This window comes from Vibrio sp. JCM 18905, assembly GCF_055393305.1.
The window spans coordinates 268,780-294,377 of sequence record NZ_AP043878.1; the positions used below are offsets into that span (position 1 = coordinate 268,780).

Consider the following 25,598-nt stretch of genomic DNA (forward strand, 5'->3'; position numbering starts at 1 on the left):
ACATCATGAAAAACTTAATCACAATCATCATGGGATTAGCGTTAACAGCCTGCGGCGGTGGCGGTGGCGGCGGTGGAGACAAAAGCAACGATAGCGCTACTCCACCTCCAGCTCAAACTACCGTTATTGTTGAAGAGCCAAGCATGCAAAATTTAGACGTACCAGATGGGTTCGATTATGACCCAAGGTTAGAAAGCTCACTTGCGGTAGATATTAGTGGTTACTCTTTACAGCGCGCACATCTGAGCATTTATAAGGAGTACCGTGAAGATGCGTCTGGAACCTACCAAGCAAAATATTCGAGCAATGTTGCTTCTGCTGCGCTGACGAGTGGGAAAGCTAACTTAGACTTCTCCACCTCGGATAGCCAAGGTAACCTGTTAATCGAAATTTGGTTCTACGATGGCTCAGAACCTCTGCAAAAAGTCGTCTCAACCGGAAATACGACATGGCGCATGTAAGATGCTCTATTGGTGAGCATTGATACTCGGGACTGGCGCAAGCCACAGGTTTTAAGACAAAATCGCATCGTTCTTTGAACATGCGATTTTTTTGTTGTAAAACAAAATGATTACTTGAAACAATAGCAATGGAGCGCAAATTGGATAATCCCAAAACCTATATGTTGGTCTTCAGCGGTTTCATTGCCCTACTTGTGCTCTTGTTGCTCATTAAGCAGACGGATGAGAACACGGTTTCAGCCACCGTCATTAGCAACACTTTAACTCAGTCCCTTGATGGTCAACGTCGGTACCTCACTATCAATTCACCTGAGATAGAGCAACAACGAGTGACGGTTCCAGTGTCCGCATCTTGTCCAGTGGGCTCTATTGCGTTGTTCCACCAAGCATCCCGCTCAAGTTTTGACTCATCCCTTTCATTCATTCGCTGTGAGTAAAAATACTGTGCGGACTTCCCAAATCAGAAGGATTTAACCATGCAAGCATTGATCGATGCCAAAGAGCTTCATGCTTTATTAGACCAACCGAATGTAAAACTTCTAGACGCGAGTATTCGTTTTCAAATTCCTTCCGAAGGGAAAAAGATCACCAATAAGTGGATTCCAGGCTCATTGCGTTTCGACTACGACAATGACTTTTGTCTCCCAGATACCAATCTCCCTCATATGATGCCAACAGAAGAAGGATTTAATCACAGCGCTCAGAAACTTGGCCTGAACAACGAAGACCTTATTGTTGTTTATGACAACTCAGGAACACTCGCCTCTCCGCGCGCATGGTGGATGTTTAAGGCAATGGGACATGATAATGTCAAAGTGCTTAATGGTGGCCTCCCGGCTTGGATTGAGGCTGGACTGCCTGTCACGGATGCCTTGTCAGAAGCTAAGCAGCCTGGAAACTTTACCGGGAAATTAAATAAACATGCTTTTTTGGACGCAAATGCAATATTAGAGTACTCAAACAATTGCAGTGCAAACATTGTTGACGCTCGCTCACGTGCACGTTTTTTAGGCGAGGTACCAGAGCCAAGAGAAGGACTGCGTTCTGGTCATATTCCTAATTCTGTTTGCCTCCCTTTCCAAACATTATTGAGTAATGGCTTTATAAAGGCAGACTCGGAATTGAAACAAGCATTTAGTGCACTAACGTTATATAATGATAAATCAATCATTTTCAGTTGTGGCTCAGGTGTAACGGCCTGTATTTTGCTGCTAGCAGCATACCAGTTAGGTTGGCGTGATTTATCGGTCTATGACGGGTCATGGACAGAATGGGGCGCAGACCACTCATTACCCATTACTCGCTAATCTAGGAGCTATCGAAGCGGCATGGTCAGGTTAAAGAAGAACATTTGGACACTATACATGGCGCTACTTACGATAAGCGCCGTGCTGTTCGTGTTGTTTGGCCGCTACCATTATGAGTCAACCCTGAATAAGTACAAAGATAAGCAGCTCCTACAATTGGAGCTGTTTGCCTCTTCTGTCGAATCACTTCTGAAAGGACAAGAATCGTTACTTGAAGTCATTGGTCATCAGTTGGTCGAGAGAAATGACTTTACTCGTACAGCAGCAGTTCAAACTCGCCCGATGCTGGACAAACTGCTCAGTATCCATCCGGCGATTATTGGATTCGGCCTAACCAACCCCGATGGAGACTACATCGCCGTAAGCTCCAACTTGATCTTGGCAAAGCTGCATAATCTAAAACAAGATCCACTGACTCGTGATACCTTTTTGGCAGCGCTCAACTCCGACCGAATGATTATAGGTCGAACGTATTTTATGCCAGCTCAAGATTCACTTGTGATTCCGATCCGAAAAGCAATTCCAAATAAAGATGGTGTTGTACAAGCAGTGATGACGGCTGGCTTTAATATGAATTCATCTTCGGTTTTTCGTAACGACATCCATGCCAATGAGCACAACCGGGTCACATTGATCCGCAGTGATGGCTACCTTACTTTTAGCTCGTCAGAAGACACAACCCTAGAAGATTACCTAAAACCTGCCAATGATTTAGATATAAAAGCCGTTATGGCTCAAATCACAAAAGATTCAGGCTGGGATATAGCGCAACTAAAAAAGCTCACACGAGCGCTAAATATTGTTGTCGACAATTCTCGCCTGAGTGAGTTAATCACATTGAGATACCTTCCTGATTATCATCTTTGGGCCTCTTCCTCGACAGATTTGAATTTTATTAAGCGCGGATTTTACGAACAGTTTGCACTGTACTCGATTGTTTTTCTTATCGTCCAAGGTGCTTTTTACGCTTTATTCCGCTCCATTGCGAACAATGAACATAAAACAAAACTGCGTTTGCTCTATCAAGCGAACCACGATCATCTCACTGGATTACCAAACCGAGAGTACCTACGCGCAAACATTCGACATTGGCTTTCAGGGAAAGGGAATCCTTTTTCTTTGATGTTTATCGATATTGATAATTTCAAATCAGTCAACGACACACATGGTCATGACTTTGGCGACGAAGTTCTAAAACAAATATCTATCCGCTTAAACACCTTTGTTAACGATGGCCGATTAATCATCCGTGAAGCCAGTGACGAGTTTATTTTTCTAACGAATCGAATTGATGAAGTAAGCGTTAAAAGACTAGCGAGCGACTTAATAAATGCGCTATCAGAACCCTACGAAGTCAATGACAGTCAGTTCCTGCTCAGTTGCAGTATTGGTATTGCCTGCTATCCACACCATGGTGAAACATTAGATGAATTGCTCCTGTCAGCCGATATTGCGATGTATCAAGCGAAAAAACAACGCAACGTATACAGCCTGTTCAATCAGCAGATGCAAGCTACACACCTGCGTAAAATGAAAATTGAGCAACGCCTGAGGCTCGCGATAGATAAGCAAGCGCTTCATATGGTTTATCAACCTCAGTTAAACCTAGAAGGCGATATTTATGGTGTCGAAGCGCTTATTCGTTGGAGTGATGATGAGCTCGGCTTAGTCCCACCAAGTGAATTTATTCCCGTCGCAGAAAGCACAGGGTTGATGGTTCGTATTGGTGAACAAATCATTGAAAATAGCCTGACAGATATGGCTAAACTGACTGGTAATATTGATACATCTATCCAGATGTCTATTAACATCTCGGTCAAACAGTTTGTTCACGCCAAATTCATTACTAATCTTATGAATGCTATTGAGAAACGCGGCATCGAATGTTCAAAGATTACCCTAGAGATCACCGAAAACCTGTTTATTGAAGATCTTGAAAAGTTCGCACCAATTTGCGAGCGCTTGCATGCTCTTGGCTTTAAAATCTCGCTCGATGATTTCGGGACTGGCTACTCTTCATTAAGCATGTTGCGTACGCTACCTATTGACGAGGTGAAGATTGACAAGAGCTTTGTCGATCACATTGAGCATGACAAAAAAGCGCTGAATATGGTTAAGAATATCATTTCTATCGGCAAAAACTTTGAAATGAAAGTACTGGCTGAAGGAGTAGAGACGCTGCAACAACTGAATGAGTTAAAAGCTTGCGGTTGTGATTTGATTCAGGGCTACTTCTACTCTAAACCTTTATCGCTTGAAGACTTGATCGCTTTTACGAGGCAGAACCAAAGCAAAGAAACCGTAGTTGAATAATTACGATCGCTTTGCTTAGAAGGTTTTATTTATTCATTTCTTGGTACATCACCTCCACCAACTCGCCTTTCGGGTCGCCTGATAATTCCCAGGTAAAAATGCCACCTAAGTTCGCCTGTTTAGCCCAATTTGCTTTGGCTTTGATCGAGCGTTGATCTTCGTAAGAGATAAAGACTTTCTTTACAGGATGCCACAAGTAAGGCGCTTGAGATTGCTCATCATACTTGTACTCGTAGCCCTGCTCCGCTCCATAGTTCTTCACCAAATCCCAGAACATGAAATAGCCGTTCTCACCCGTACCAAACTGCGCTCCTTGCTCGGATACAAGATCTTGCGTTGGTAAGCCACCCGAGAAGTCTTTGGTGCCTTGCCAGCCACGCCCGTAAAACGCAGCGCCAATCACCAGCTTCTCACTTGGAATACCGAGCTCAATCATCTGATTAATAAACACGTCTGCGCCCATGCCCCACCAGCTTCGCTCAGTCGCATGCAAGTTGGTAGTATGCCCGGTTTGCTGCCCCCAACCACCAAGGAAGTCATACGTCATTGCAAACATGTTAGTTAGGTACGGCTCCGCGGCTTTCCAATCGATACCTGCTGCTTTTGGACCAACGCCAACAGCAGTAGAGAGCTCGTATTCACGTTTGGTTTGATTTGTGAGTTCATCTAATTCTGCACGCATGGTTTTCACCAAATAGGTAAAGGCCTCACGCTCAGATACTTTTTGCTCATCAGAAAGCTTGGTGTCAGGGTTCCAAGGCGACGTTGTTAAACCGCCACCACCAGGGTATTCCCAATCCAGATCAATACCATCAAAGAAATCATATTGAGCAATCAACTCAACGGCAGTTTTTGAGAATTGATCCATCGCTTGTTTGTTTTTTGCCATAGCATGGAACGGTTCGGACATTGTCCAACCACCAAAAGAAGGGAGAATTTTAAGATCAGGATGTTGTTTCTTCATTTCAGCAAGTTGAGCGAAGTGGCCTTTGTATGGCACGTTAACGGAGACATCGCCAAAGTCCTTTTCTAATGCTGCTTCGGTATCGACAATGATCGCCGTATACGGATCTTTTCCTTCACATTGTTCGGCAACCAGTTTTTGTACCGTTTCAGAAGCACCGGTATGAGGGCCGCACATACTAAGAAACGCGTAAATCACGTGCGTCAGTTTATCGGCGGGAATATCGTTCACCGTGTATGGGTTTTCTGCATTTGCGTACTGCCAATCCGCAAAGTAACCTGCTACGACTTTTTGCTCGGCGTGCGCCGCACCAGTCAGCCCCATAATCAGTGCAGCAAGAAGTGTCTTGTTCATTGTGTTCTCCAGAGTAGATGTGCAAATTTAAAGCTACTCCTAGAGAATATTTTTAACTTGAAAACGAAATCAGGCTGCGAGTCATTTATAACTCCTCGCAGCCTGATTACATAAGTTGCATATTATTTGTGCTAACTCTCAGATGCCGCGTTGCCGTGCATTTGCTCATCTAAGTTGAGTACCGTTAATGCGTTGCTGACGCTCGTGGCGATCACGTCTATCGCTCCGGTTCTTAATGCTCCAAGTAAGGCGAGCGGCTTGCTGTTCTCCGCTGCAATCGCGATGACTTCCGATATTGGGCGAAACTCTTCAATACCAAGGCCAATCACTCGGTCACTCATTACGGTGTTGGCAACATTACCGTGAATATCAAAGAAATCATAACCTGCAAAGTCCCCGACCACGCCTTGTTGAAGTCTCGATTGAACGACCTCATCAGGCGTAAACCAACCTAAGTCCACCATGTAACTGTTTTCGCTCATGTCACCAATACCGACCAAAGCGACATCGGCTTTACGTGCCAAATCGAGTGTTTGTTTCACGGTTGCATTTTGCATGAAAGCCAACTTCTGTTCTCTATTTTCTGCGTAAGCAGGCGCATAGAGAGTTTCGGACGTTCCACCGTACTTTTTCGCTAACTGACGACAAATGTGATCGGCGTTATACATACCACCACGTGGGTGAATACCGCCGATACCACATACAAACTTACAGTCACGCGGCGTAATAACACCAATATGATGAGCGACAGAAGATACGTTGCGCCCTTGTCCAACGGTCACCACCATGCCGTTTTTAAGCGTGCTGGTGAGATAATTGGACACCAATCCCGACACCTGTAGTCGCTGTGCCTCTTCATTTGGCTGATCAAGAGCGACAAGCGCACGCTTAACGCCGAATCGCTCGATCAAACGTTGCTCAATCTTGGCGCTAAACACCGGGTGGTATTTAACGGTGATTTCAACGATGCCTTCATCACGCGCCTGCTTGAGCATTCGCCCGACCTTTGCGCGTGATATGGCAAATTTTCTCGATATCTCTTCCTGAGTCGCACCGTCTTGATAATACGCGACGGAAATCTCTGTCAACAAATCCGTGTTTTCAATGGAAATATCTTGATTAGAACTGCTCATGGTTTCTCTCGCCCTTTAAGAGGATCGATATTGTATGCAATAAGTGAGCATATGCTCATTGACTTAGCATATGTTCTTTATCAATTTAAACGCTACATTTGCTCATCGCAATAACATTTTCTCACTACAATTTTTTACCCTAGCGTACAACGCTCAAGCTTTGAACAATAAGGGCAAACGTTTATTTGGGTTAACCACTAAACACACAGTAAAAAAACGTTGATGAAGTTCACTATAAGTCGATTTCAGCGATTGACTTTCAGCATAGATAGGATAAATATGGACACATCATTTACTCAGCTATCGATCAAATGTTCATTGCATTTGTTCGGTAACGAAATTTTCCGTAGTTGGCTGAGCAGATGTCTCATTAAATGCGATGAGACGATTAGCTAACTCGCTTGCAAATGCACAAGCTGTGATAACAAAAATCACGCTTAAGCCCATTTAAATAGGATGATCGATTATGAGCAACAAGTTAGAGCAACTTCGTAAACTAACGACTGTAGTAGCAGACACTGGCGAAATTGATGCAATCAAAAAGTATCAACCAGAAGACGCAACAACTAACCCTTCTCTTATCCTGAAAGCCGCTCAAATCGCAGAGTACGCACCTCTAATCGATGCTTCAATCGAATATGCTAAAGCACAGAGCAACGACAAAGCTCAACAAGTTCAAGACACTTGTGACATGCTTGCAGTAAACATCGGTAAAGAAATCCTAAAAACTATTCCAGGTCGTATCTCTACAGAAGTTGACGCACGCCTATCTTACGATATGGAAGGAAGCGTAGCGAAAGCACGTCAACTAGTAAAAATGTACAACGATGCAGGCATCACTAACGACCGCATCCTTATCAAACTAGCGTCTACTTGGGAAGGTATCCGCGCAGCAGAAATCCTAGAGAAAGAAGGCATCAACTGTAACCTAACGCTTCTATTCTCATTCGCTCAAGCGCGTGCTTGTGCAGAAGCTGGCGTATTCCTAATCTCTCCATTCGTTGGCCGTATTATGGACTGGTACAAAGCGAAAGAAGGCCGTGACTTCGAAGCTTCAGAAGATCCAGGCGTACTGTCTGTAACTAAGATCTACAACTACTACAAAGAGTACGGCTACAAAACTGTCGTAATGGGCGCAAGCTTCCGTAACATCGGTGAGATCCTAGAACTGGCTGGCTGTGACCGTCTAACTATCGCTCCTGCTCTACTTGCTGAGCTAGAAGCTGCAGAAGGTGAAGTGGTTGAGAAGCTAGTTGATTCTAAAGGCGCAGCTGAGCGTCCTGCACCAATGACTCATTCTGAGTTCCTATGGGAACACAACCAAGACCCAATGGCGGTTGAGAAACTGGCTGAAGGCATCCGCAACTTCGCCGTTGACCAAGGTAAACTAGAAGCGATGATCGAAGCTAAGCTTTAATTGCTTACCAAAAGCGAGTAGCCCGTCTACTCGCTTTTACCATCAGCGCTTATTCAAGATTTTCTATTTGAACTTGTTTCGACGAGTTCCCTCTATTTAAACCCTTATCGAGAAGTAATCACTATGGATCGTAAATATCTAGCAAATGCAATCCGTGCGCTAAGCATGGATGGTGTTCAACAAGCTAACTCTGGTCACCCAGGTGCACCTATGGGCATGGCTGATATCGCTGAAGTTCTTTGGCGTTCTCACCTAAACCACAACCCATCAAACCCTGAGTGGGCAGACCGCGACCGTTTCGTACTGTCTAACGGCCACGGCTCAATGCTAATTTACTCTCTACTGCACTTGAGCGGTTACGAGCTATCTATCGATGATCTGAAAAACTTCCGTCAGCTTCACTCTAAGACTCCTGGTCACCCAGAGTACGGCTACGCGCCTGGTATCGAGACCACAACGGGTCCTCTAGGTCAAGGCATCACTAACGCGGTTGGTATGGCTCTAGCTGAGAAAGCGCTAGCAGCACAGTTCAACAAAGAAGGCCACGACATCGTTGACCACTTCACTTACGTGTTCATGGGCGACGGCTGTCTAATGGAAGGTATCTCGCACGAGGCATGTTCTCTAGCTGGTACACTAGGTCTAGGCAAACTGATCGCATTCTGGGATGACAACGGCATTTCTATCGACGGTCACGTTGAAGGTTGGTTCTCTGACGACACGCCTAAGCGTTTTGAAGCGTACGGCTGGCACGTAATCCCGGCAGTAAACGGTCACGATTCTGAAGCGATCAACGCAGCAATCGAAGCGGCGAAAGCGGATCCTCGCCCTACACTTATCTGTACTAAGACAATCATCGGTTTTGGTTCACCAAACAAGTCTGGTTCACACGATTGTCACGGTGCACCACTAGGTGCAGAAGAAATCGCAGCAACACGCAAAGAACTAGGTTGGGAGCACGGTCCTTTTGAAATTCCGCAAGAAGTCTACGCAGAATGGTCAGCGAAAGAAACAGGCGCAGCTAAGGAAGCAGCGTGGAACGAGAAATTTGCAGCTTATGAAGCAGCGTACCCTGAGCTGGCAGCTGAATTTAAACGCCGCGTAAACGGTGAGCTTCCTGCACAGTGGGAAGAGAAAGCAAGCCAAATCATTGCCGATCTTCAAGCAAACCCAGCAAATATTGCATCACGTAAAGCATCTCAAAACGCTCTAGAGGCATTTGGTGCTCTACTACCTGAGTTCATGGGCGGCTCTGCTGACCTAGCGCCTTCTAACCTAACCATGTGGTCTGGTTCTAAGTCTCTAGAAGCAAGTGACTTCTCTGGTAACTACATCCACTACGGTGTACGTGAATTCGGTATGACGGCGATCATGAACGGTATTGCGCTACACGGTGGTTTCGTTCCTTACGGCGCGACATTCCTAATGTTCATGGAGTACGCACGTAACGCAATGCGTATGGCGGCTCTGATGAAGATTCAGAACATCCAAGTGTACACGCACGATTCTATCGGTCTTGGCGAAGATGGCCCAACTCACCAACCGGTTGAACAAATGGCATCGCTACGTCTAACGCCAAACATGAGCACATGGCGTCCATGTGATCAAGTTGAATCAGCAGTGGCTTGGAAACTAGCGATTGAACGTAAAGATGCACCAACTGCGCTTATCTTCTCTCGTCAGAACCTAGCGCAACAAGAGCGTGATACGGAGCAATTAGTAAACATCGCGAAAGGTGGTTACATCCTGAAAGATTGCGAAGGCAAGCCAGAGCTAATCCTTATCGCAACAGGTTCTGAAGTTGAACTAGCAGTAGAAGCAGCAGCACAGCTAACTGCTGAAGGTAAGAAAGTACGCGTTGTTTCAATGCCATCAACAGATGCATTTGACAAGCAAGACGCCGCTTACCGTGAAACCGTTCTACCATCAGACGTAACAGCTCGTATCGCTATCGAAGCAGGTATCGCTGACTTCTGGTACAAGTACGTAGGCTTCGACGGTCGCATCATCGGTATGACTTCATTCGGTGAATCTGCACCTGCTGGTGAACTGTTCAAAATGTTCGGTTTCACTACCGAAAACGTAGTAAATACAGCAAAAGAACTACTAGCGTAATTGCAGTAAAAAGATAATCAGTTTTCTCTATTGCGAATGTGAAAACTGAAAAGCCCCGCCAGCAATGGCGGGGCTTTCTTTTATCTGGCCCCTATTTGTATAAACACAGCCAGAAAGTGAACACAACGACTTTCGTTACGGCTATTTGTCTTCAAATCGAAGCGCGAGCTGATAGAAATCTTGTACTTGCTCTTTCAACTGACGGCTGTTTTGCTCTACGGAGTGCGTTGCTGCCAAGTTTTGCTCTGCCGTAGAAGCAATAGAGTGAATATGCTGATTTACATCGCTGGATAGCTTCAGCTGGTTATTCGCCGCTTCCGCCACATCGACCATCAACCCACTCATGCTTTGCATCATCTGTTCAACCTCAGACAAACGAAGCGCGCTTTGTTCGGCAACCTGAGAACATGTATCCGTTTGCTCTTTGTTTGCCAGAATGTCTTTTTGCCAACTTTGTATCGTCGCCAACATAGCAGAGATAGACGCTTGGATTTGTTCAGTTGCATTGGATGTGCGACCAGAGAGCGCGCGCACCTCATCGGCAACAACAGCAAAACCACGACCTTGCTCACCCGCCCTCGCCGCTTCAATTGCCGCGTTAAGTGCCAGTAAATTGGTTTGTTCTGCGATCCCACCAATCTCTTCCATCAAATGATTCACTTTCTGCGCCTGATCACTCAGCTGATACGTAGTTTCCGTCGCTTTTTCAGCTTGAAGGCTCAACTGCGTTAGATTGGTGTGCGTTTGATCGATGGTTTCCTTCGCCATCAAGCATGACTTCAAGGTGTCATCAATTAGCATATGGGCATCATTGGTGCTAGAAGAGACTGAATTCGCCGAAGACTCCACCTCTTGAGTCGCATCACGTACGCGATGAATATCGGTGTTTTGCTGATTTAATGCAGCCGAAACTTCTGCTGTGGTTTGGCTCAACTCTTCAGCACAATGCTGCAACGGCAGTGCGGAGTCTGTCATTCTTCCCAACACGGTTCGAATTCTAGCGGACAGCATTTTGATATGGAAATCAGCAATCGAAAACGCCGTGTTGCCGGAATAGATCAAGCGACTCACGCTGTCGTATTGCTTTTGTAACTTTTTCAGTTGTTGAGGCGTATCAATTAACTCTTGGCGGAATAACAACGCTAGAACACTCGCAGGTAGTGCACTTGCAAGCCAAGCCAATGGACCTTCAATAGACAATGCATATGCGGCAGCAGGTGCGGTCAATGCGCCAAGTAGAATCGCATAGCGAATGGTTTCATTGAGTTTCAACGACCAAGTACGACCTGACTTCTCGGCGGCGCGCATACTCTTGTAGGCTTTCGTGGCTATATCAACCCACTCTCGCTTTGGCTTCACGCGCACAGATTGATAACCAACAACGTGGTTATTTTCATAAATAGGGGTGACATAGGCATCAACCCAATAGTAACCGCCCGACTTAGTGGCGTTCTTAACCATGCCGCGCCAGGCTTTGCCTTGCTTAAGACGTGCCCACATATCGCCGAAAGCGGCTTTAGGCATGTCATTGTGGCGAACGATATTGTGGTTCTGGCCGACGAGTTCTTCGTGAGTGTACTCAGCAACACGGCAAAAGGCTTCGTTACAATACGTAATAACACCTTGTAGGTTCGTTGTTGAGACGAGTTCCTCAGACTCCCTCACGAGAGTTTCTTGAGCTTTATGAGAAATATTGACTGACATAGACGAAACTTCTGTAGTTTTTATTGATTTTCGGCAAGATATATACAGGATTTTTATTTTTATTACAAAAAGTTAGACAAAAAGTCTTATCAATTCGACATTTTTAGTGTGGGAATTCACATTATCAATAAAAATATAAAGAAGAAGTTGTGGAGTTGAGCTAATAAACAAAACCCGACACGTTATGCCGGGCTATGTATAGAAGATCTAATCAAGCAGTTTGGGATTCCGTTTCTTTGTTCGTTTTCAAAGCAAACATCACGATGACGAGTAACACAAAAGGAAGAACGTACAAATTAAGGTTTTGCCAACCTACGGTGGATTCAAGCCAGCCAGATAGTAATGCAGTGATAGTGACACAACTGAACACGAAGAATTCATTAAACGCTTGAGCCTTGCTCCTGTTTTTCGCTTCATAGCTTTGACTAAATAACCCAGTTGCCGCGATAAACATAAAGTTCCAACCAACGCCTAACAGAACTAAAGCAAGACTAAAGTGCCAAATGGACACTCCGTGTATGTTAATTCCAATACAAGCAACAAATAGAAATCCACCGGCTAAAATCATATTCTTCGCGCCAAACCGCTCTATCAAGCGTCCCGTGACAAACGCCGGTGCAAACATGCCCAGCACATGCCATTCGATCACTCCTGCCGCTTTGTCAAAATCAAAGCCACAACCAATCATCGCCAGAGGCGTTGCTGTCATTAAAATGTTCATTACCGCATACGCAACCATTGCGGCGATAACCGCTAGCATGAAATTAGGTCGACGGATAATATGCCCCACTTTATCCGCTTTAGTATGTAGAACTTGCGTGTGTGCTGGTGGAAAACGAATCGTTTGCAGCACGATCAACGCAGTTATATAAAGTCCAATAAGCACGGCAAAAGCACTAATGTACAAACCATCATCTGACCATTGCTGTGAATACACCGCCAAATTAGGGCCAAGTATCGCCGCTAGTACCCCTCCCGCCATAGATATCGAAATCGCCCTGTGTCTTGCCGAGTCTTCACACACTTCAATAGCAGCAAATCTGTATAGCGTACCGAAGCCAATACCAACACCAAGCAAAAAGGTAGAAACACAGAACAGATAGAAGTTCTGTTGACTTAACGCATACGTCGCTAGGCTGGCACCCAAAATGCCAATAACATTACCGAGACTAAACCCAAGTCGACGTCCCAACTTGCCCATAATTAGTGATGCTGGGATCGTCGCAGCCATCAGTCCTAAAAATTGCAGCGCAACGGGCAACGTAATAAAACTTGATGACGGCGCAAGTGTTTTGCCAATAAGGGCAATAACAGATATGAGTAAAATATTCCCTGTCATTAATAGGGCTTGGCAAAGGGATAATAGCCATACATTACGATTCAATTCCAAATTCCTTTTGGTTACAGCGCATACAGATAACATATAGGAAAGCAGAAACAATAGAAAGAGATGCGAGTAATTCTCAATAAAAAGAGCCAGAGGCACAATGCCTCTGGCTCTTTAAAAAAAGTTCTTTCTGTTGAGCTTATTTGTTACGGCGCGCTTTTACTGCATCTGAAAGCTGACGAAGTACGGTTTCCGTATCTTCCCAACCGATACATGCATCGGTAATCGACTGACCATAAGTGGCCGCTTTGCCATCTACTAGGTCTTGTCGACCTTCAACTAAATGAGACTCAATCATCACACCAAAAATTGCTTCTTCGCCACCAGCGATTTGCTCTGATACGTCATCAGACACCAACATTTGACGTTTGAACTGCTTCGAGCTGTTAGCGTGGCTAAAATCAATCATCACTTTTTTCGGTAGCCCTGCACCATCTAACTCATCTTTAATTTGAGCAACATGCGCTGCACTGTAGTTTGGCTCTTTCCCACCACGGAGAATGATATGGCAATCAGGATTGCCAGCGGTTTCTACGATCGCAGAATGACCGTATTTTGTTACTGATAGGAAGTGGTGAGAAGCACTTGCAGAACGAATCGCGTCGCTCGCGATCTTAATGTTCCCGTCTGTACCATTTTTAAACCCAACAGGGCAAGAAAGGCCAGAAGCAAGCTCACGGTGAACCTGAGATTCTGTCGTACGAGCACCGATAGCCCCCCAACTGATCAGATCCGCCACGTACTGAGGCGTGATCATATCTAGGAACTCACTCGCGGTCGGCAAGCCCATATCGGTAAGATCAAGAAGAAGCTTACGTCCAATACGCAGACCATCATTCAGCTTGTAGGTATCATTTAGGTAAGGGTCGTTGATCAGACCTTTCCATCCTACCGTTGTACGCGGTTTCTCAAAATAAACTCGCATCACAACTTCTAACTGTTCCCCAAGTTCATCACGTAATACTTTTAGCTTTTTACCATATTCAACCGCAGCAGCAGGATCGTGAATGGAACACGGGCCAACAATTACAAGTAATCGGTCATCTTTTCCTTCAAGAATATTGTGAATGGCATTACGGCAATCAAAAGTGGTCGAAGAAGCGGTTTCAGTCGCTGGGAACTTCTCTAATACTGCTACAGGTGGCAATAACTCTTTTACTCTATTTATTCTTACATCATCAGTTTGAAACATTACTTCTACTTCCTGGTTTTTATTTCCGACCCAATTTTTTGCCAACTGAACTCATTGCAACATTGTTCACAAAGCGAGCAGCATCAAGGGCTCTGGTCATTTTCTGTCTAGCGTTTAAGTAACTTATCGGCTTAGGCGTAGACTTGCAATCAGTTTTTGCAAATAAATGCAAATAAAAACCACCTGTTAACCACCACGCACGATGTAAAATAAAGTTTACAAAAAAAAGTTCAAAATAATCATCAATTTTCTTATGACCCCAAAAATCTTTACTACAATGTAAGAAATATCAGAAGTTTGTGAGGTGTTATTGGTTAGTAAATGTTGATCAAGTTCAAAGATATTGTTGCTTGATATGAAATGATTAGAATATTAAACTAATTTCTTATAAACGCTGGTTTTTTCTAATTTTTTGATAAAACGAAGTAGAAGTTAATATGCAATCAATACAAGGAAACATTATGAACAAAGTAGCAATTGCAGTAGCAGCAGTGGTAGCTGGTAGTAGCGCGCTTTTAAACTCTGCTCAAGCTGAAATGTATATCGGGGGCAAAGTAGGCATGACTACACTTGACGATGCTTGCTATCTAAATAGCCCTTGTGATGATGAAGCTTTTGGTGCTGGACTACATATCGGTTATGACTTCACCGATATCATCGGGCTAGAGTATGGTGTCGACTTCTTAGGCGATTACAAAGCTAACTTTAAGTCAGGGGCTAATACAGTTAATACGATCGACGGCAATTTAACGGCTTTAACTCTCGCACCTAAATTTAACTGGCACTTGAACGAATCTTGGAACTTATTCGCTAAGATCGGTGGTGCTTACATGATGTCTGATGACGAAAAAGATTTCGTTCCAACTGGCTCGCTAGGTGCTGAATACACTATCGACAGAAACTGGAGCGTACGCGCAGAATATCAACGCTATCAAGACCTGTCTGATGACGTATGGGACGACATGGACGCTAACTTCTTCGGTATCGGCTTTAACTACAAATTTGCGGCTGCGCCAGTGGTTGCGGCAGTTGTAACAGAAGAAGTGGTTGAGCCAGATCCAGAACCAGTGATGATGAGCAAAGTGCACAAAGAAGAGTACGGTACAGGTACGTTTGAATTCGACAGTGCTAAGCTAACAGAGTCTGTTTCGGAGCGTCTAGACAACTTCGTATCATTCTTGAACGAATACCCTCAAGCTCAAGTAGAGATCACTGGCTACACGGATAGCTCTGGTCCTGCGACTTACAACCAAAAACTGTCTGAGCGTCGTGCTCAATCTGTTGCGGATTACCTAACTGCTGCAGGCATTGACTCAGATCGTTTAACTGTGAAAGGCATGGGTGAAGAAAACCCAGTTGCTGACAACAGCACTCGTGAAGGTCGTGAGAAAAACCGTCGCGTAGAGGTTGTGGTTCCTTCGTTTGAATACCAAGAGCTAGTTCAACCTGAATAAACATCTATGATACTTTATCTATGATGTTGTAAAAGTTAATGGGGTGCGTTTGCACCCCATTTTGATCTCGCTTTATCGCTCTTTTTACTATGGTTTTGGAAAAAAGATTAACTCGTTATCGTGCACCATAACACAATCCATACCCGCTGCATGCGCCGCTCGTTTACCTAGCTCGGTATCCTCGAATACAAGACATTGTGACGCTTCCAACCCAAGATGCTCGGCCGCCACCAAAAAGGTATCCGGAAAAGGCTTATGGTTCTCTACATCACTTGCTGTTACCACAACATCCAACTTGTCCAATAAACCGGAGTGGCTCAATAAGCGCATGGCACTTTCTCGTTGACTGCCAGTCCCGACCGCTATTTTCTTGTGGCCTAAATATTCTTCTAACACGATATTAGTGCACGGAATAACGTCCCCGTGCAGCTCCATAGCAGCGAACGTTTCCATTTTAAATGTAGCGACGGTTTTAGGATCTAATGAAAGCTCATGCACACGGTTTAGCTCCTCAACAATTTTAAAGCTCGGCATGCCCCCTAAACTGTGAAACCACTCCTGACAAAACGGAAAATCAAAGCGATCTGCGGTTGCTTGCCAAGCAGCCAAATGGGCTGGCATGGTATCTATTAAAGTACCATCCATATCAAATATGAATCCCTCATAGGGCCTAAAATCAATCGTGCTCATGTCTTTTCTTCTATTTGTACATCTGTGATGTTAATTTATCAGCTCTTTCAATCGTCCTTACCGGCATTTACTTATCATGCTCAAAATTTCGAACTTCGTCACAATTCAAGAGTGGGAAATTCAATTATCCCCAATTAGAGCTCAAGGAAATGGTGGCCAGAACGTTAACAAGGTAGCGTCCGCTATACATTTACGCTTTGATATCCGACATTCCAGCTTACCTGACTTCTACAAAGAACGATTACTTGCTCTTTCTGACAGTCGTATAACTAAAGATGGCGTGATCATCATCAAAGCGCAACAATTTCGCACGCAAGAACAAAATAAGGAAGACGCCCTGAATCGGCTTCAAGCTTTAATTAAAGCTGCCGCCTTACAGGAGAAGAAGCGTATTAAAACGAAACCAACCCGCGCTTCTCAACGCCGAAGACTTGATACCAAGAACAAGCATGGAGCGAAAAAGCAGCAACGTAAGAAAGTGCTGTATTAATGCATGTCGTTTTCTCGACATGTTAGTTGAACAACGTTTGCTAGCCCTTGGGAAATCTCATTGGATTTCTCTTTTTAGTTACTTATTCAGGAAACAACAATATGACTATTAGGCAAAAACTCTACTTCCTCGGAGTTATCGCCATTTTAGGCATCGTGGCCCTTTTGGGTACGTCATCCCATTTCGCCAATAAGAGCAATGAACTTAACCACGCCATCAAACTCGTTGGCGATCTAGAAATACGTTTACTCAACTTACGCAGAAACGAGAAAGATTTCTTACTGCGTAGTAATGACAAATACTTAAACAAATTTGATGCGAATGTTGATAAGTTTCTAAATACCGAAAAAGAGCTTGCTAGCATACTCACGAGCAATGAATTACCTTCTAGTCAGCGATTCAAGCAAGACCTCCTTGCATACCAAAAGGGCTTTCAGAATCTGGTCAGTGCTTACCAACGCTACGGACTTGATGCAAAGAGTGGCCTTCTTGCTGGTTACGAGCAAGCACTGTTAGAAGCCAAGCAACGCTCCGACCACCAGCAATTGCTGGCGTTGGTTCGTTTTGACTCTGCGGTCAAATCAGGTCAATTCAATAGTGATTTGCTTGTTGGGCTATATGCTCCGGAGCTCATCAAAACAGGTAAGCTAGTAGCGGCACAAAAACAAGTTGTAGGAGTCGCTTACGACCAAGGCCTACTTGGTGAAACTCGCGCATTATCTCATGCAGTAGAAGAGCAATTTGAAACCTTTTCGACAGCCCTTAGCTCTGCTGCTGCAAAGCGTAATGAGCAAATGTCGACTATCAACCAGGTCATTACTGCTCTGATCTTAGGTGTTATTTTCGCATTGATTTGGCAGATCTCTCGCTCAATCAATACACGAGTAAACAGCTTGCTTGGCACCATTCGAAGCATTAGCGAAACAAACAACATGGGACTGCGCTCTGACTTGAAAGGCAAAGATGAGCTATTTGATATCAGCCACCACCTCAATGATCTGTTGGATAAGCTTGAGCAGTTAATTAGTGGCACCCAAGAAAAATCGGCGCAGTTAACGGCCAGTACCGATAATATGCATCGTGAGCTAGAAGGGGTTATGGAGCAGTTCCATACTCAAACTGACCACACTGCATCGATGGCTACTGCGGTTCAGCAAATGGTGGCAACGATAGGTGAAATATCGGAAAGCACGTCGGTTGCGGTAGAGGGTGTACATCAAGCCGCGAATAATGCCGAACAAGGCCGAAGTGTTGTTGAAACCACCGTAACCAACATTGGTCAATTGACCAGTATTTTATCGAACAGTCAGCAGTCGATTGGCTCGTTGAACCAACATGTAGATAAAATTGGTGGTGCGGTGAACATCATCCAAGAAATTGCGGAACAAACTAACTTACTGGCTCTCAATGCAGCAATTGAAGCCGCGCGAGCGGGCGAACAAGGTCGTGGCTTCACCGTTGTTGCCGATGAAGTACGTGCCCTAGCTAGCCGAACTCATCAATCTACCGAGGAAATCACGCGAGTTGTTGTTGATATTCAAGCTCAAATGTCGACGGTCGTGGCGGATATTGATCAATGTAACGATCAAGGACAACAAACGCTTAATGCCTCTGAAAAACTGGATTCTAGCCTGCAGCAGATCATCACTGACATGCATGCAATTCAAGGCAATTCGGAGCGCATTGCTTCTGCGATTGAAGAGCAAGGTATCGTGATGAACCAAGTTAGTGGCTCAATCACCGAGCTTAACGCGATATCTGAAAACAACATGCAATCCGCTCAGGAATGCTTGCACGAAGTGAACTCTGTTTCTGCTCAAGCTCATGATATGGACGAAGCAGTTGCACAATTTAAAACCGCGCTAAAATAACCTTCCCTACAAATAAAAAGCCCGAGGCAATCATTGCTTCGGGCTTTTTTTCGACTTTAACTTCGTGCTCTACTGTGCACAGCGGGTGTGATTACTCATCATCAAGAGGAACCAGCTTGGTGTTGCCGCCATGAACTTTCTCACGCTGTCTTTGCACCAGAGCGTAGAAGCCTGGGATCAAGAATGTACCTGCTAGAAGCACACACAATAGACCACCAATCAGCGACACGCCGAGCGAGTTTTGGCTCACGTGCCCAGCACCTGCGGCGAAGATCAGCGGGAAGATACCCAGGATAAACGACCAAGATGTCATATTCACAGCGCGGAAACGTAACGTGCCTCCTTTAACCGCAGCACTATCGATATCAGCATCTTTTTCTTCACGTTCTTGCTTGGCGAACTCCACAATCAAAATTGCGTTTTTCGCCGCCAAGGCTATGAGCAAGACAAGACCAATTTGCGCATACAAGTTAAGCGGTGTCCCAGTCAGATTCAACGCCAAGAAGGAGCCTAACGTTGCTACTGGCACCACCAAAATGATGGCTAATGGAATACTCCAGCTCTCATATTGTGCCACCATGAACAAGTAAATGAAGATCAAAGCCAGCGCAAACGCATAAATGGCTTGGTTACCCGCAAGTACTTCCTGATAAGCCATACCTGTCCATTCATACGTGTATCCCTGCGGGAGAACTTCAGCAGCAACGCGTTCCATTGCAGCAATCGCATCACCACTAGAGTAACCCGGTGCTGGTTGGCCTTGAATGATAGCACTGCGGTACATGTTGTAACGCCATGCCACATCAGGCTCAAACACTTGCTCGTAGCTCACTAGCGTACTTAGCGGAACCATATCACCGTTCGAAGAACGAACATGGAAACGCTCTAGATCTTCCATGCTGCTACGGTGCTGGCTATCAGCTTGCATGGTTACGCGGAAGTTCTTACCAAACATGGTGAAGTCATTCACATAAAGCGAACCTAAGTTGCCTTGCAAGGTTTGGAAAATAGACGATAGCGAAATACCCAACTGCTGCGCTTTCTCACGGTCGATATCAACGTAGTAGTGCGGAACATTCGCGCGGAACGTGCTAAACGTGTAGGCAATTTCAGGGGCTTGGTTGGCCGCTTGGATCATTTCTCCCATGACCATCGACAAATCGGTACGGCTTCGCCCTAGCGTATCTTCAAGCACAAACTCAAAACCAGACGCTGCCCCCATACCAGGAACCGCTGGTGGCCCCATCGCAAACACAACCGCTTGAGGCAACTCTGTTGCAGCACGACCGTTAATACGCGCCGCGATGGCATTGGCAGAGTGCTCCCCTTGCAACGAGTTACGAGTATCCCAGTCATGCAGTTTGATAAACACAGATGCACCGTTTGATGCTGCTGCGCCTGTCATAAACGAGTAACCGTTCGCAACCGTCACGCCATCCACACCAGGCTCTTCACCAATCATGTTCATTAAATCATTGGTGACTTCTTCAGTACGAGATAAAGAAGCTGAATCTGGTAGCTGAACGTTAACCAGCAAAATGCCTTTATCTTCTTGAGGAACAAACGCTGTTGAGGTGGTTTTCGCAAAGAAAGTGACCGCCGCGATAGCGACTATAAAGAACGTCACGAGCAGCAAAGATTTCTTCACCAAGAAACCAGCGACCTGACCATAACGCGTTGTGATACGCTCTAAGCCTCGGTTGAAAGCCTGGAACCAGTTAGCGGTGTTGCCCCCACCCTGCTTCAATACCAAAGAACAAAGTGCTGGAGACAGCGTCAATGCATTGATGGATGAAATAACAACCGAAATACAGATGGTCAAAGCGAACTGGCGATACATGATACCGGTGATACCTGGCAGCATGGCGACGGGTATGAATACCGCAAGTAGAACCAAGGTCGACGTGATGATTGGGCCCGTTACTTCTTTCATCGCTAGCAATGTCGCTTTACGCGGTGAAATGGTTGGGTCTTTCGCCATGGTGGTATCGACGTTTTCGATAACCAGAATCGCATCGTCCACCACGATACCAATCGCGAGGATCAAGCCAAACAAAGTGACCGTATTGATGGTGAAGCCAGTCGCCTGCATGATGGCAAACGTACCAATCAGAGAAACGGGGATCGCAACAACAGGAATCAACGTTGCGCGCGCACTACCCAAAAACAAGTAAGTTACAGCAATCACCAATAGAATCGCTTCAATCAGTGTTTTGACTACCCCTTTGATCGATTCAGATACAAACACGGTTGTATCGTAGCTGGTCTCATACGCCATGCCCTCAGGGAAGTTTTTACTCAAGTCCTCAAGCAGCTCCATGACGGCCTGACCACTTTCTAACGCGTTCGCATCCGATTGAAGAGACAATGCAACAATTGACGCGTCCTGACCACGGAATTTACCGTTACCATCGTAGAACTTTTTACCTAGTTCGACACGAGCGACATCTTTCAGATAAACCGTGGAACCATTTGGATTAGCTCGAAGGACAACGTTCTCAAACTCGCTCACGCTTTCCAAGCGACCTTTGGTCACAAGGTTAAACTGAACTTCTTGAGGATTGTTGTATGGTGCTGCACCAACACGCCCTGCCGCAACTTGAACGTTTTGTTCAGCCAAAGCGGCGTATACGTCTGACGTGGTTAGCTTAAGGTTGGCCATTTTTTCAGGGTCTAACCAAACACGCATTGCGTATTCGCCACCACCAATCACGTTAACTTCACTGATACCTTTCGCACGAGCCAGCTGATCTTTTACATTCAAGTTAATGTAGTTAATCAAGAACTGATCATCGTATTTGCCATCAGGTGAATAGAAGTTAAGTACCATCAGCAAGTCAGGTGAACGCTTTTTCACCGTCACACCAACCATGCGCACTTCTTGAGGCAGTTTTGACTCGATCTGTGACACACGGTTTTGCACGTTTACTTGCGCCATGTCTGGATCGGTCCCGACATCGAACGTGACGTTTAGGCTGTATGAGCCATCGTTCGCGCTCTTTGAAGACATGTATATCATGTCCTCAACGCCATTGACCGACGTCTCTATGGGGTCCGCAATGGCCTGCTCGACAACTTCCGCACTCGCACCGGTGTAGTATGCCGAAACGCTGACTGATGGCGGACTTATCTGTGGGTACTCCGCCACTGGCAAAATCGCCAGTGAGATCGCGCCTGCTAGCGTTAATATGATCGAAATAACCAGCGCGAATTTAGGTCTCTGAATAAAGAAACGACTTAACATAGTGCCCCCTACTGCTTATCTTCAGCAGGTGTTTGAATGCGCACTTCTACACCATTACGCACACGCTGTAGGCCCTGTGTAATAACCGTATCTTCCTGTTCGAGGCCTTCTCGAATGATAATGCCTTGTTCAACCTGAGGTCCAAGCTCGACGTTACGACGCTCTGCCACACTTCCCTCAGCCATCACCATCACAAAGTCACCTTCTAAGTCAGTCTGTACGGCACGTCGTGGGATAGCAATAACGTCTTTCGTGTTCTTATCTCTCAAGTTCACTTTGATGTGCTGACCCGGAAGTAACTTCTGATCTGGGTTTGGCACTAGCGCACGCATTGCAATCGTACCAGTTTTGGTATCAATACGATTACCTAAGAAATCGAGCTTACCGAGATGCTCAAAAAACTGACCATTTTCCAGCTCAAGCTGAACTTCAACTCTGTTTGATTCTGCTGAGCCGTCGCCTTTGACTTGATCCATACCCATGGCTAAACGCTCGCGCTCACTCACACTAAATGAAGTATGCACTGGGTCTAAGCTCACCAATGTCGTCAGCACGCCAGATGAAGGGGAAACAAGATCACCAGTACTCACTTTGGTATCGCTAATGCGACCGCTGAACGGAGCTCGGATTTGAGTATAAGAAAGGTTAACTTCAGCAAGCTTAAGCTGAGCATTTGCTGCTTCTAGCTCTGCTTTCGCACCAAGAAGTGCCGCAGTTAAGGCGTCAAACTCAGATTGAGAGATACTACCACGAGGCAACAAGTTTTTACCTCGGGTGTGGTCTAGTTCCGCTTTTTTTAGCGCGGCTTTTGCTTGTGCAAGTGCCGCTTTAGCGCTCGCGACTTGTGCTTCAAAAGAAGATGGCTCGATAGAATAAAGAAGCTGTCCTTTTTCTACCATTTGCCCCTCTTCAAAGTGACGAGCTTTTAAATAGCCAGAAATCTGCGCGGTAATATTGGTATCTTCTACTGCTTCAATGCGACCGATATAAGACTTGCTCGGTTGGTAGTCGATAACCGTGACATCCTGAGTCACTACGAGAGGCGCCTGGCCTTCCCTTTGGGCATTATTAGCTTCCCCGCATCCAGCGAGGATTGCTGTAGCCGCCATTAGTGCGACAAGTGGTTTCTTTTGCATGTATTTACCGTCTTTATAGAACAGGATATTGTTGAATTCCCATCAACCTTACTCCTTGCTGCAACTGAAAACTTCACTCAAAAGCCCCCAAAATGTTTCTAAATGTAAACATGAGAAACAAAAAGAAAATAAAGTAATTTAGTTAACAGTGATATTTAATGAGCAATATACAAACAGCTCAATCATAACTATTTGATATACACTCTCAGGCATCGTGCATTTAGAGGCGCTAGGAAACATTATGTGAGATATCGTATAAAGACGGAAAGTGAGATTCGGTGCTCAAGATAAGAACGTTTTATGGTTAAAAAGACAAAAAATGACGCCTTCATACTCAAGACCCCGATTTTGACTATTTTTTTAATATAAATGGGTTATCATTCAATTAATTCAACGCCTTCGACAGAGAGGATGACTATGATTTCTAAATGGGCAAAACGCTTTTACCAGATGGCAGAACTAGTGGCGTCATGGAGTAAGGACCCATCAACACAAGTCGGTGCAGTTATCACTAAACAGAATCGCATTGTATCTGTTGGATTTAATGGCTACCCGCACGGTGTTTCTGACAGTGTCGATACCGATGAACGCGAGTTGAAATACCTTAAAACACTACACGCGGAAGAGAACGCAATTTTGTTCTCAAAACGTGATTTAGACGGATGTGATATTTGGGTGACTCATTTTCCATGTCCTAACTGCGCGGCAAAGATCATTCAAACAGGGATCTCACACGTGCACTGCCCTGAGCAATCTGAAGACTTTCTATCTCGCTGGGGAGATAAAATCCAAGTCAGCCAAGACATGTTCGATCAAGCGGGTGTGAAAGTCGACTGGCTACCACTAGAAGACATTGAAATTGAAGACAAAGACGTACGTTAATGTTTCGTTTTTGAATTTAAAAATAGCCCAGATGACTCTGGGCTATTTTCCCCCATTCAATCGACAAGAACCGCTCGACCTAGTCTGTTAACCGTGTTTTTTTCGCGGTGAGTTCAGCAATTTTGACGATGACAAGCACTGATTTCTCCATCATTTCAACCGAAATAAACTCATGAATCCCATGGAAGTTAAAACCACCAGTGAAGATATTCGGGCACGGCAACCCCATAAAAGATAAACGTGCGCCATCTGTACCACCACGAATAGGTTTTATAATCGGTTCAACATCACACGCTTCCATCGCTTGCTTCGCTAACTCAATGATATGCGGGTAAGGCTCAACCATTTCTCTCATATTGTAATAGCTGTCTGTTATTTTCAGTTCTACAGAACCATGACGTAAGCCCGCGTTCATGTCATCAACGAGTTTCTGCATAAAGGCTTTTCGCTCTTCAAGGCCCTGACGATCAAAGTCTCGGATAATGTAACCAAGTTCGCTTCGCGCCACGCCCATTTCTGCCGATTTTAAATGGAAGAACCCTTCGTAGCCTTCTGTTGTTTCGGGAGTTTGATCTTGAGGCATTTGAACCTGAAATTTCGCAGCCAAGTTCATCGCATTAACCATTTTACCTTTTGCAGTACCAGGGTGAACGCTGACACCATGAAAAATCACATCGGCGTTTGCCGCATTAAAATTTTCGTATTCCAGTTCACCTTGCGGGCCACCATCAATAGTGTATGCCCATTTCGCGCCAAACTTTTCAACATCAAATAAATCTGCGCCCCGGCCAATCTCTTCATCTGGTGTGAAGCCGATACGAATGTCGCCGTGTGGAATGTCTGGATTTTCTAGTAACAGCGCGACCGCAGAGAGAATCTCAGCAATACCAGCTTTGTTATCCGCGCCAAGTAATGTAGTGCCATCGGTAGTGATAAGGTTATGGCCATGTAGATGATGTAAATCTGGGTATTGCACCGGAGATAACACTTCATCCCCCAACCCTAGCGCAATATCGCCACCTTGATAATCTTCAATAAATTGCGGCTTTACGTTTTTTCCTGAGGCGTCAGGCGCGGTATCCATATGGGCAATAAAGCCGATAGGCGGCACCTCATAATCAACGTTAGCTGGCAGTCTAGCCATCAAGTAGCCATTTTTATCTAATGTCACATCACTTAAGCCAAGTTCGATCATCTCTTTCTTAAGCAACTCAGCAAACACAAGCTGACCAGGCGAGCTTGGGCAAAGCGTAACATGTGGATTTGATTGGGTATCGAACGTGACGTAGCGAAGAAATCTTTCAACTAAATGTTTCATATTTATTCTCATTGTTTTTATACGATGAGGCTTTATCAACCATCAGTAAGCTGACCTTACCTCATCAAACCTCAAGCTATGTTACGCTCTTAGCTCAATAAGAATTTGCTTTGAATCATTTTTTCATAAGAAAGGCTAATGCACATCCCCTCGTCAATTGAAGCAT

At 45.1% G+C, this 25,598-nt stretch carries 19 protein-coding genes; 10 read left to right on the plus strand and 9 right to left on the minus strand.

Annotation, left to right across the window (positions count from 1 at the left end; translation table 11 throughout):
* Positions 1-5: 5 nt before the first annotated feature.
* The 4 genes from ACZ5ZC_RS01010 (at position 6) to ACZ5ZC_RS01025 (ending at position 4,081) form a co-directional block, all read left to right on the plus strand.
* Positions 6-461: a hypothetical protein gene (locus ACZ5ZC_RS01010; RefSeq protein WP_006741131.1), complete on the plus strand. Its 456-nt coding sequence runs from the start codon at positions 6-8 to the stop codon at positions 459-461.
* A 140-nt stretch (positions 462-601) separates the two neighbouring features.
* Entirely contained in the window at positions 602-898 is a 297-nt protein-coding gene (locus tag ACZ5ZC_RS01015) for a hypothetical protein (protein ID WP_005396101.1), read from the plus strand.
* A gap of 39 nt (positions 899-937) precedes the next feature.
* Positions 938-1,768 (plus strand): sulfurtransferase, encoded by an 831-nt coding sequence (locus ACZ5ZC_RS01020; RefSeq protein WP_464931659.1) that lies wholly within the window; start codon positions 938-940, stop codon positions 1,766-1,768.
* A 21-nt stretch (positions 1,769-1,789) separates the two neighbouring features.
* Positions 1,790-4,081 (plus strand): bifunctional diguanylate cyclase/phosphodiesterase, encoded by a 2,292-nt coding sequence (locus ACZ5ZC_RS01025; protein WP_054868069.1) that lies wholly within the window; start codon positions 1,790-1,792, stop codon positions 4,079-4,081.
* Positions 4,082-4,106: 25 nt separating this feature from the next.
* Here the strand turns inward: ACZ5ZC_RS01025 and ACZ5ZC_RS01030 are convergent, their stop codons facing one another.
* Complete coding sequence (locus tag ACZ5ZC_RS01030; RefSeq protein ID WP_464931661.1) at positions 4,107-5,399, minus strand: glycoside hydrolase family 18 protein; 1,293 nt, start codon at positions 5,397-5,399, stop codon at positions 4,107-4,109.
* Positions 5,400-5,530: 131 nt separating this feature from the next.
* Complete coding sequence (locus ACZ5ZC_RS01035) at positions 5,531-6,532, minus strand: sugar-binding transcriptional regulator (protein WP_005396112.1); 1,002 nt, start codon at positions 6,530-6,532, stop codon at positions 5,531-5,533.
* Positions 6,533-6,998: 466 nt separating this feature from the next.
* Between ACZ5ZC_RS01035 and tal the strand changes: the two genes are divergently transcribed.
* Positions 6,999-7,949, plus strand: a complete 951-nt coding sequence (tal, locus tag ACZ5ZC_RS01040; RefSeq protein WP_005396118.1) for a transaldolase — start codon at positions 6,999-7,001, stop codon at positions 7,947-7,949.
* Positions 7,950-8,072: 123 nt separating this feature from the next.
* Positions 8,073-10,064, plus strand: coding sequence for a transketolase (gene tkt / locus ACZ5ZC_RS01045; protein WP_054868067.1), 1,992 nt, complete (start codon positions 8,073-8,075; stop codon positions 10,062-10,064).
* 141 nt (positions 10,065-10,205) lie between these two features.
* On the opposite strand, the gene ACZ5ZC_RS01050 is transcribed toward tkt, so the two are convergent.
* The 3 genes from ACZ5ZC_RS01050 to aroG all read right to left on the minus strand — a co-directional run bounded on the left by ACZ5ZC_RS01050 (position 10,206) and on the right by aroG (position 14,347).
* Entirely contained in the window at positions 10,206-11,768 is a 1,563-nt protein-coding gene (locus ACZ5ZC_RS01050) for a methyl-accepting chemotaxis protein (RefSeq protein ID WP_161445663.1), read from the minus strand.
* 211 nt (positions 11,769-11,979) lie between these two features.
* Positions 11,980-13,152: an MFS transporter gene (locus ACZ5ZC_RS01055; protein WP_464931662.1), complete on the minus strand. Its 1,173-nt coding sequence runs from the start codon at positions 13,150-13,152 to the stop codon at positions 11,980-11,982.
* 142 nt (positions 13,153-13,294) lie between these two features.
* Positions 13,295-14,347, minus strand: coding sequence for a 3-deoxy-7-phosphoheptulonate synthase AroG (gene aroG, locus ACZ5ZC_RS01060; RefSeq protein ID WP_005396134.1), 1,053 nt, complete (start codon positions 14,345-14,347; stop codon positions 13,295-13,297).
* 461 nt (positions 14,348-14,808) lie between these two features.
* Here aroG and ACZ5ZC_RS01065 point away from each other — a divergent pair, with 461 nt between their 5' ends.
* Entirely contained in the window at positions 14,809-15,801 is a 993-nt protein-coding gene (locus ACZ5ZC_RS01065) for an OmpA family protein (RefSeq protein ID WP_006741142.1), read from the plus strand.
* Between the two features lie 87 nt (positions 15,802-15,888).
* On the opposite strand, the gene ACZ5ZC_RS01070 is transcribed toward ACZ5ZC_RS01065, so the two are convergent.
* Positions 15,889-16,491 carry a beta-phosphoglucomutase family hydrolase gene (locus ACZ5ZC_RS01070; protein WP_301608582.1) on the minus strand — a complete coding sequence of 201 codons (603 nt, stop codon included), beginning with the start codon at positions 16,489-16,491 and terminating at the stop codon, positions 15,889-15,891.
* 76 nt (positions 16,492-16,567) lie between these two features.
* Between ACZ5ZC_RS01070 and arfB the strand changes: the two genes are divergently transcribed.
* Together arfB and ACZ5ZC_RS01080 are read left to right on the plus strand one after the other, a co-directional pair.
* Complete coding sequence (gene arfB / locus ACZ5ZC_RS01075) at positions 16,568-16,981, plus strand: alternative ribosome rescue aminoacyl-tRNA hydrolase ArfB (protein ID WP_464931663.1); 414 nt, start codon at positions 16,568-16,570, stop codon at positions 16,979-16,981.
* Between the two features lie 101 nt (positions 16,982-17,082).
* Complete coding sequence (locus ACZ5ZC_RS01080; RefSeq protein ID WP_464931664.1) at positions 17,083-18,852, plus strand: methyl-accepting chemotaxis protein; 1,770 nt, start codon at positions 17,083-17,085, stop codon at positions 18,850-18,852.
* Between the two features lie 91 nt (positions 18,853-18,943).
* Here the strand turns inward: ACZ5ZC_RS01080 and vmeZ are convergent, their stop codons facing one another.
* The gene (gene vmeZ, locus ACZ5ZC_RS01085; RefSeq protein WP_046875892.1) at positions 18,944-22,096 is read right to left on the minus strand and encodes a multidrug efflux RND transporter permease subunit VmeZ; all 3,153 of its coding nucleotides are present in this window, start codon (positions 22,094-22,096) and stop codon (positions 18,944-18,946) included.
* Positions 22,097-22,104: 8 nt separating this feature from the next.
* A complete protein-coding gene (gene vmeY / locus ACZ5ZC_RS01090) occupies positions 22,105-23,232 on the minus strand; it encodes a multidrug efflux RND transporter periplasmic adaptor subunit VmeY (RefSeq protein ID WP_464931665.1) in 1,128 nt (375 codons plus the stop codon).
* A 417-nt stretch (positions 23,233-23,649) separates the two neighbouring features.
* On the opposite strand from vmeY, the gene ACZ5ZC_RS01095 reads away from it, so the two are divergent.
* Positions 23,650-24,114 carry a dCMP deaminase family protein gene (locus tag ACZ5ZC_RS01095; RefSeq protein WP_005373515.1) on the plus strand — a complete coding sequence of 155 codons (465 nt, stop codon included), beginning with the start codon at positions 23,650-23,652 and terminating at the stop codon, positions 24,112-24,114.
* 79 nt (positions 24,115-24,193) lie between these two features.
* On the opposite strand, the gene pepT is transcribed toward ACZ5ZC_RS01095, so the two are convergent.
* The gene (gene pepT, locus ACZ5ZC_RS01100; RefSeq protein ID WP_199804267.1) at positions 24,194-25,432 is read right to left on the minus strand and encodes a peptidase T; all 1,239 of its coding nucleotides are present in this window, start codon (positions 25,430-25,432) and stop codon (positions 24,194-24,196) included.
* Between the last annotated feature and the right edge of the window lie 166 nt (positions 25,433-25,598).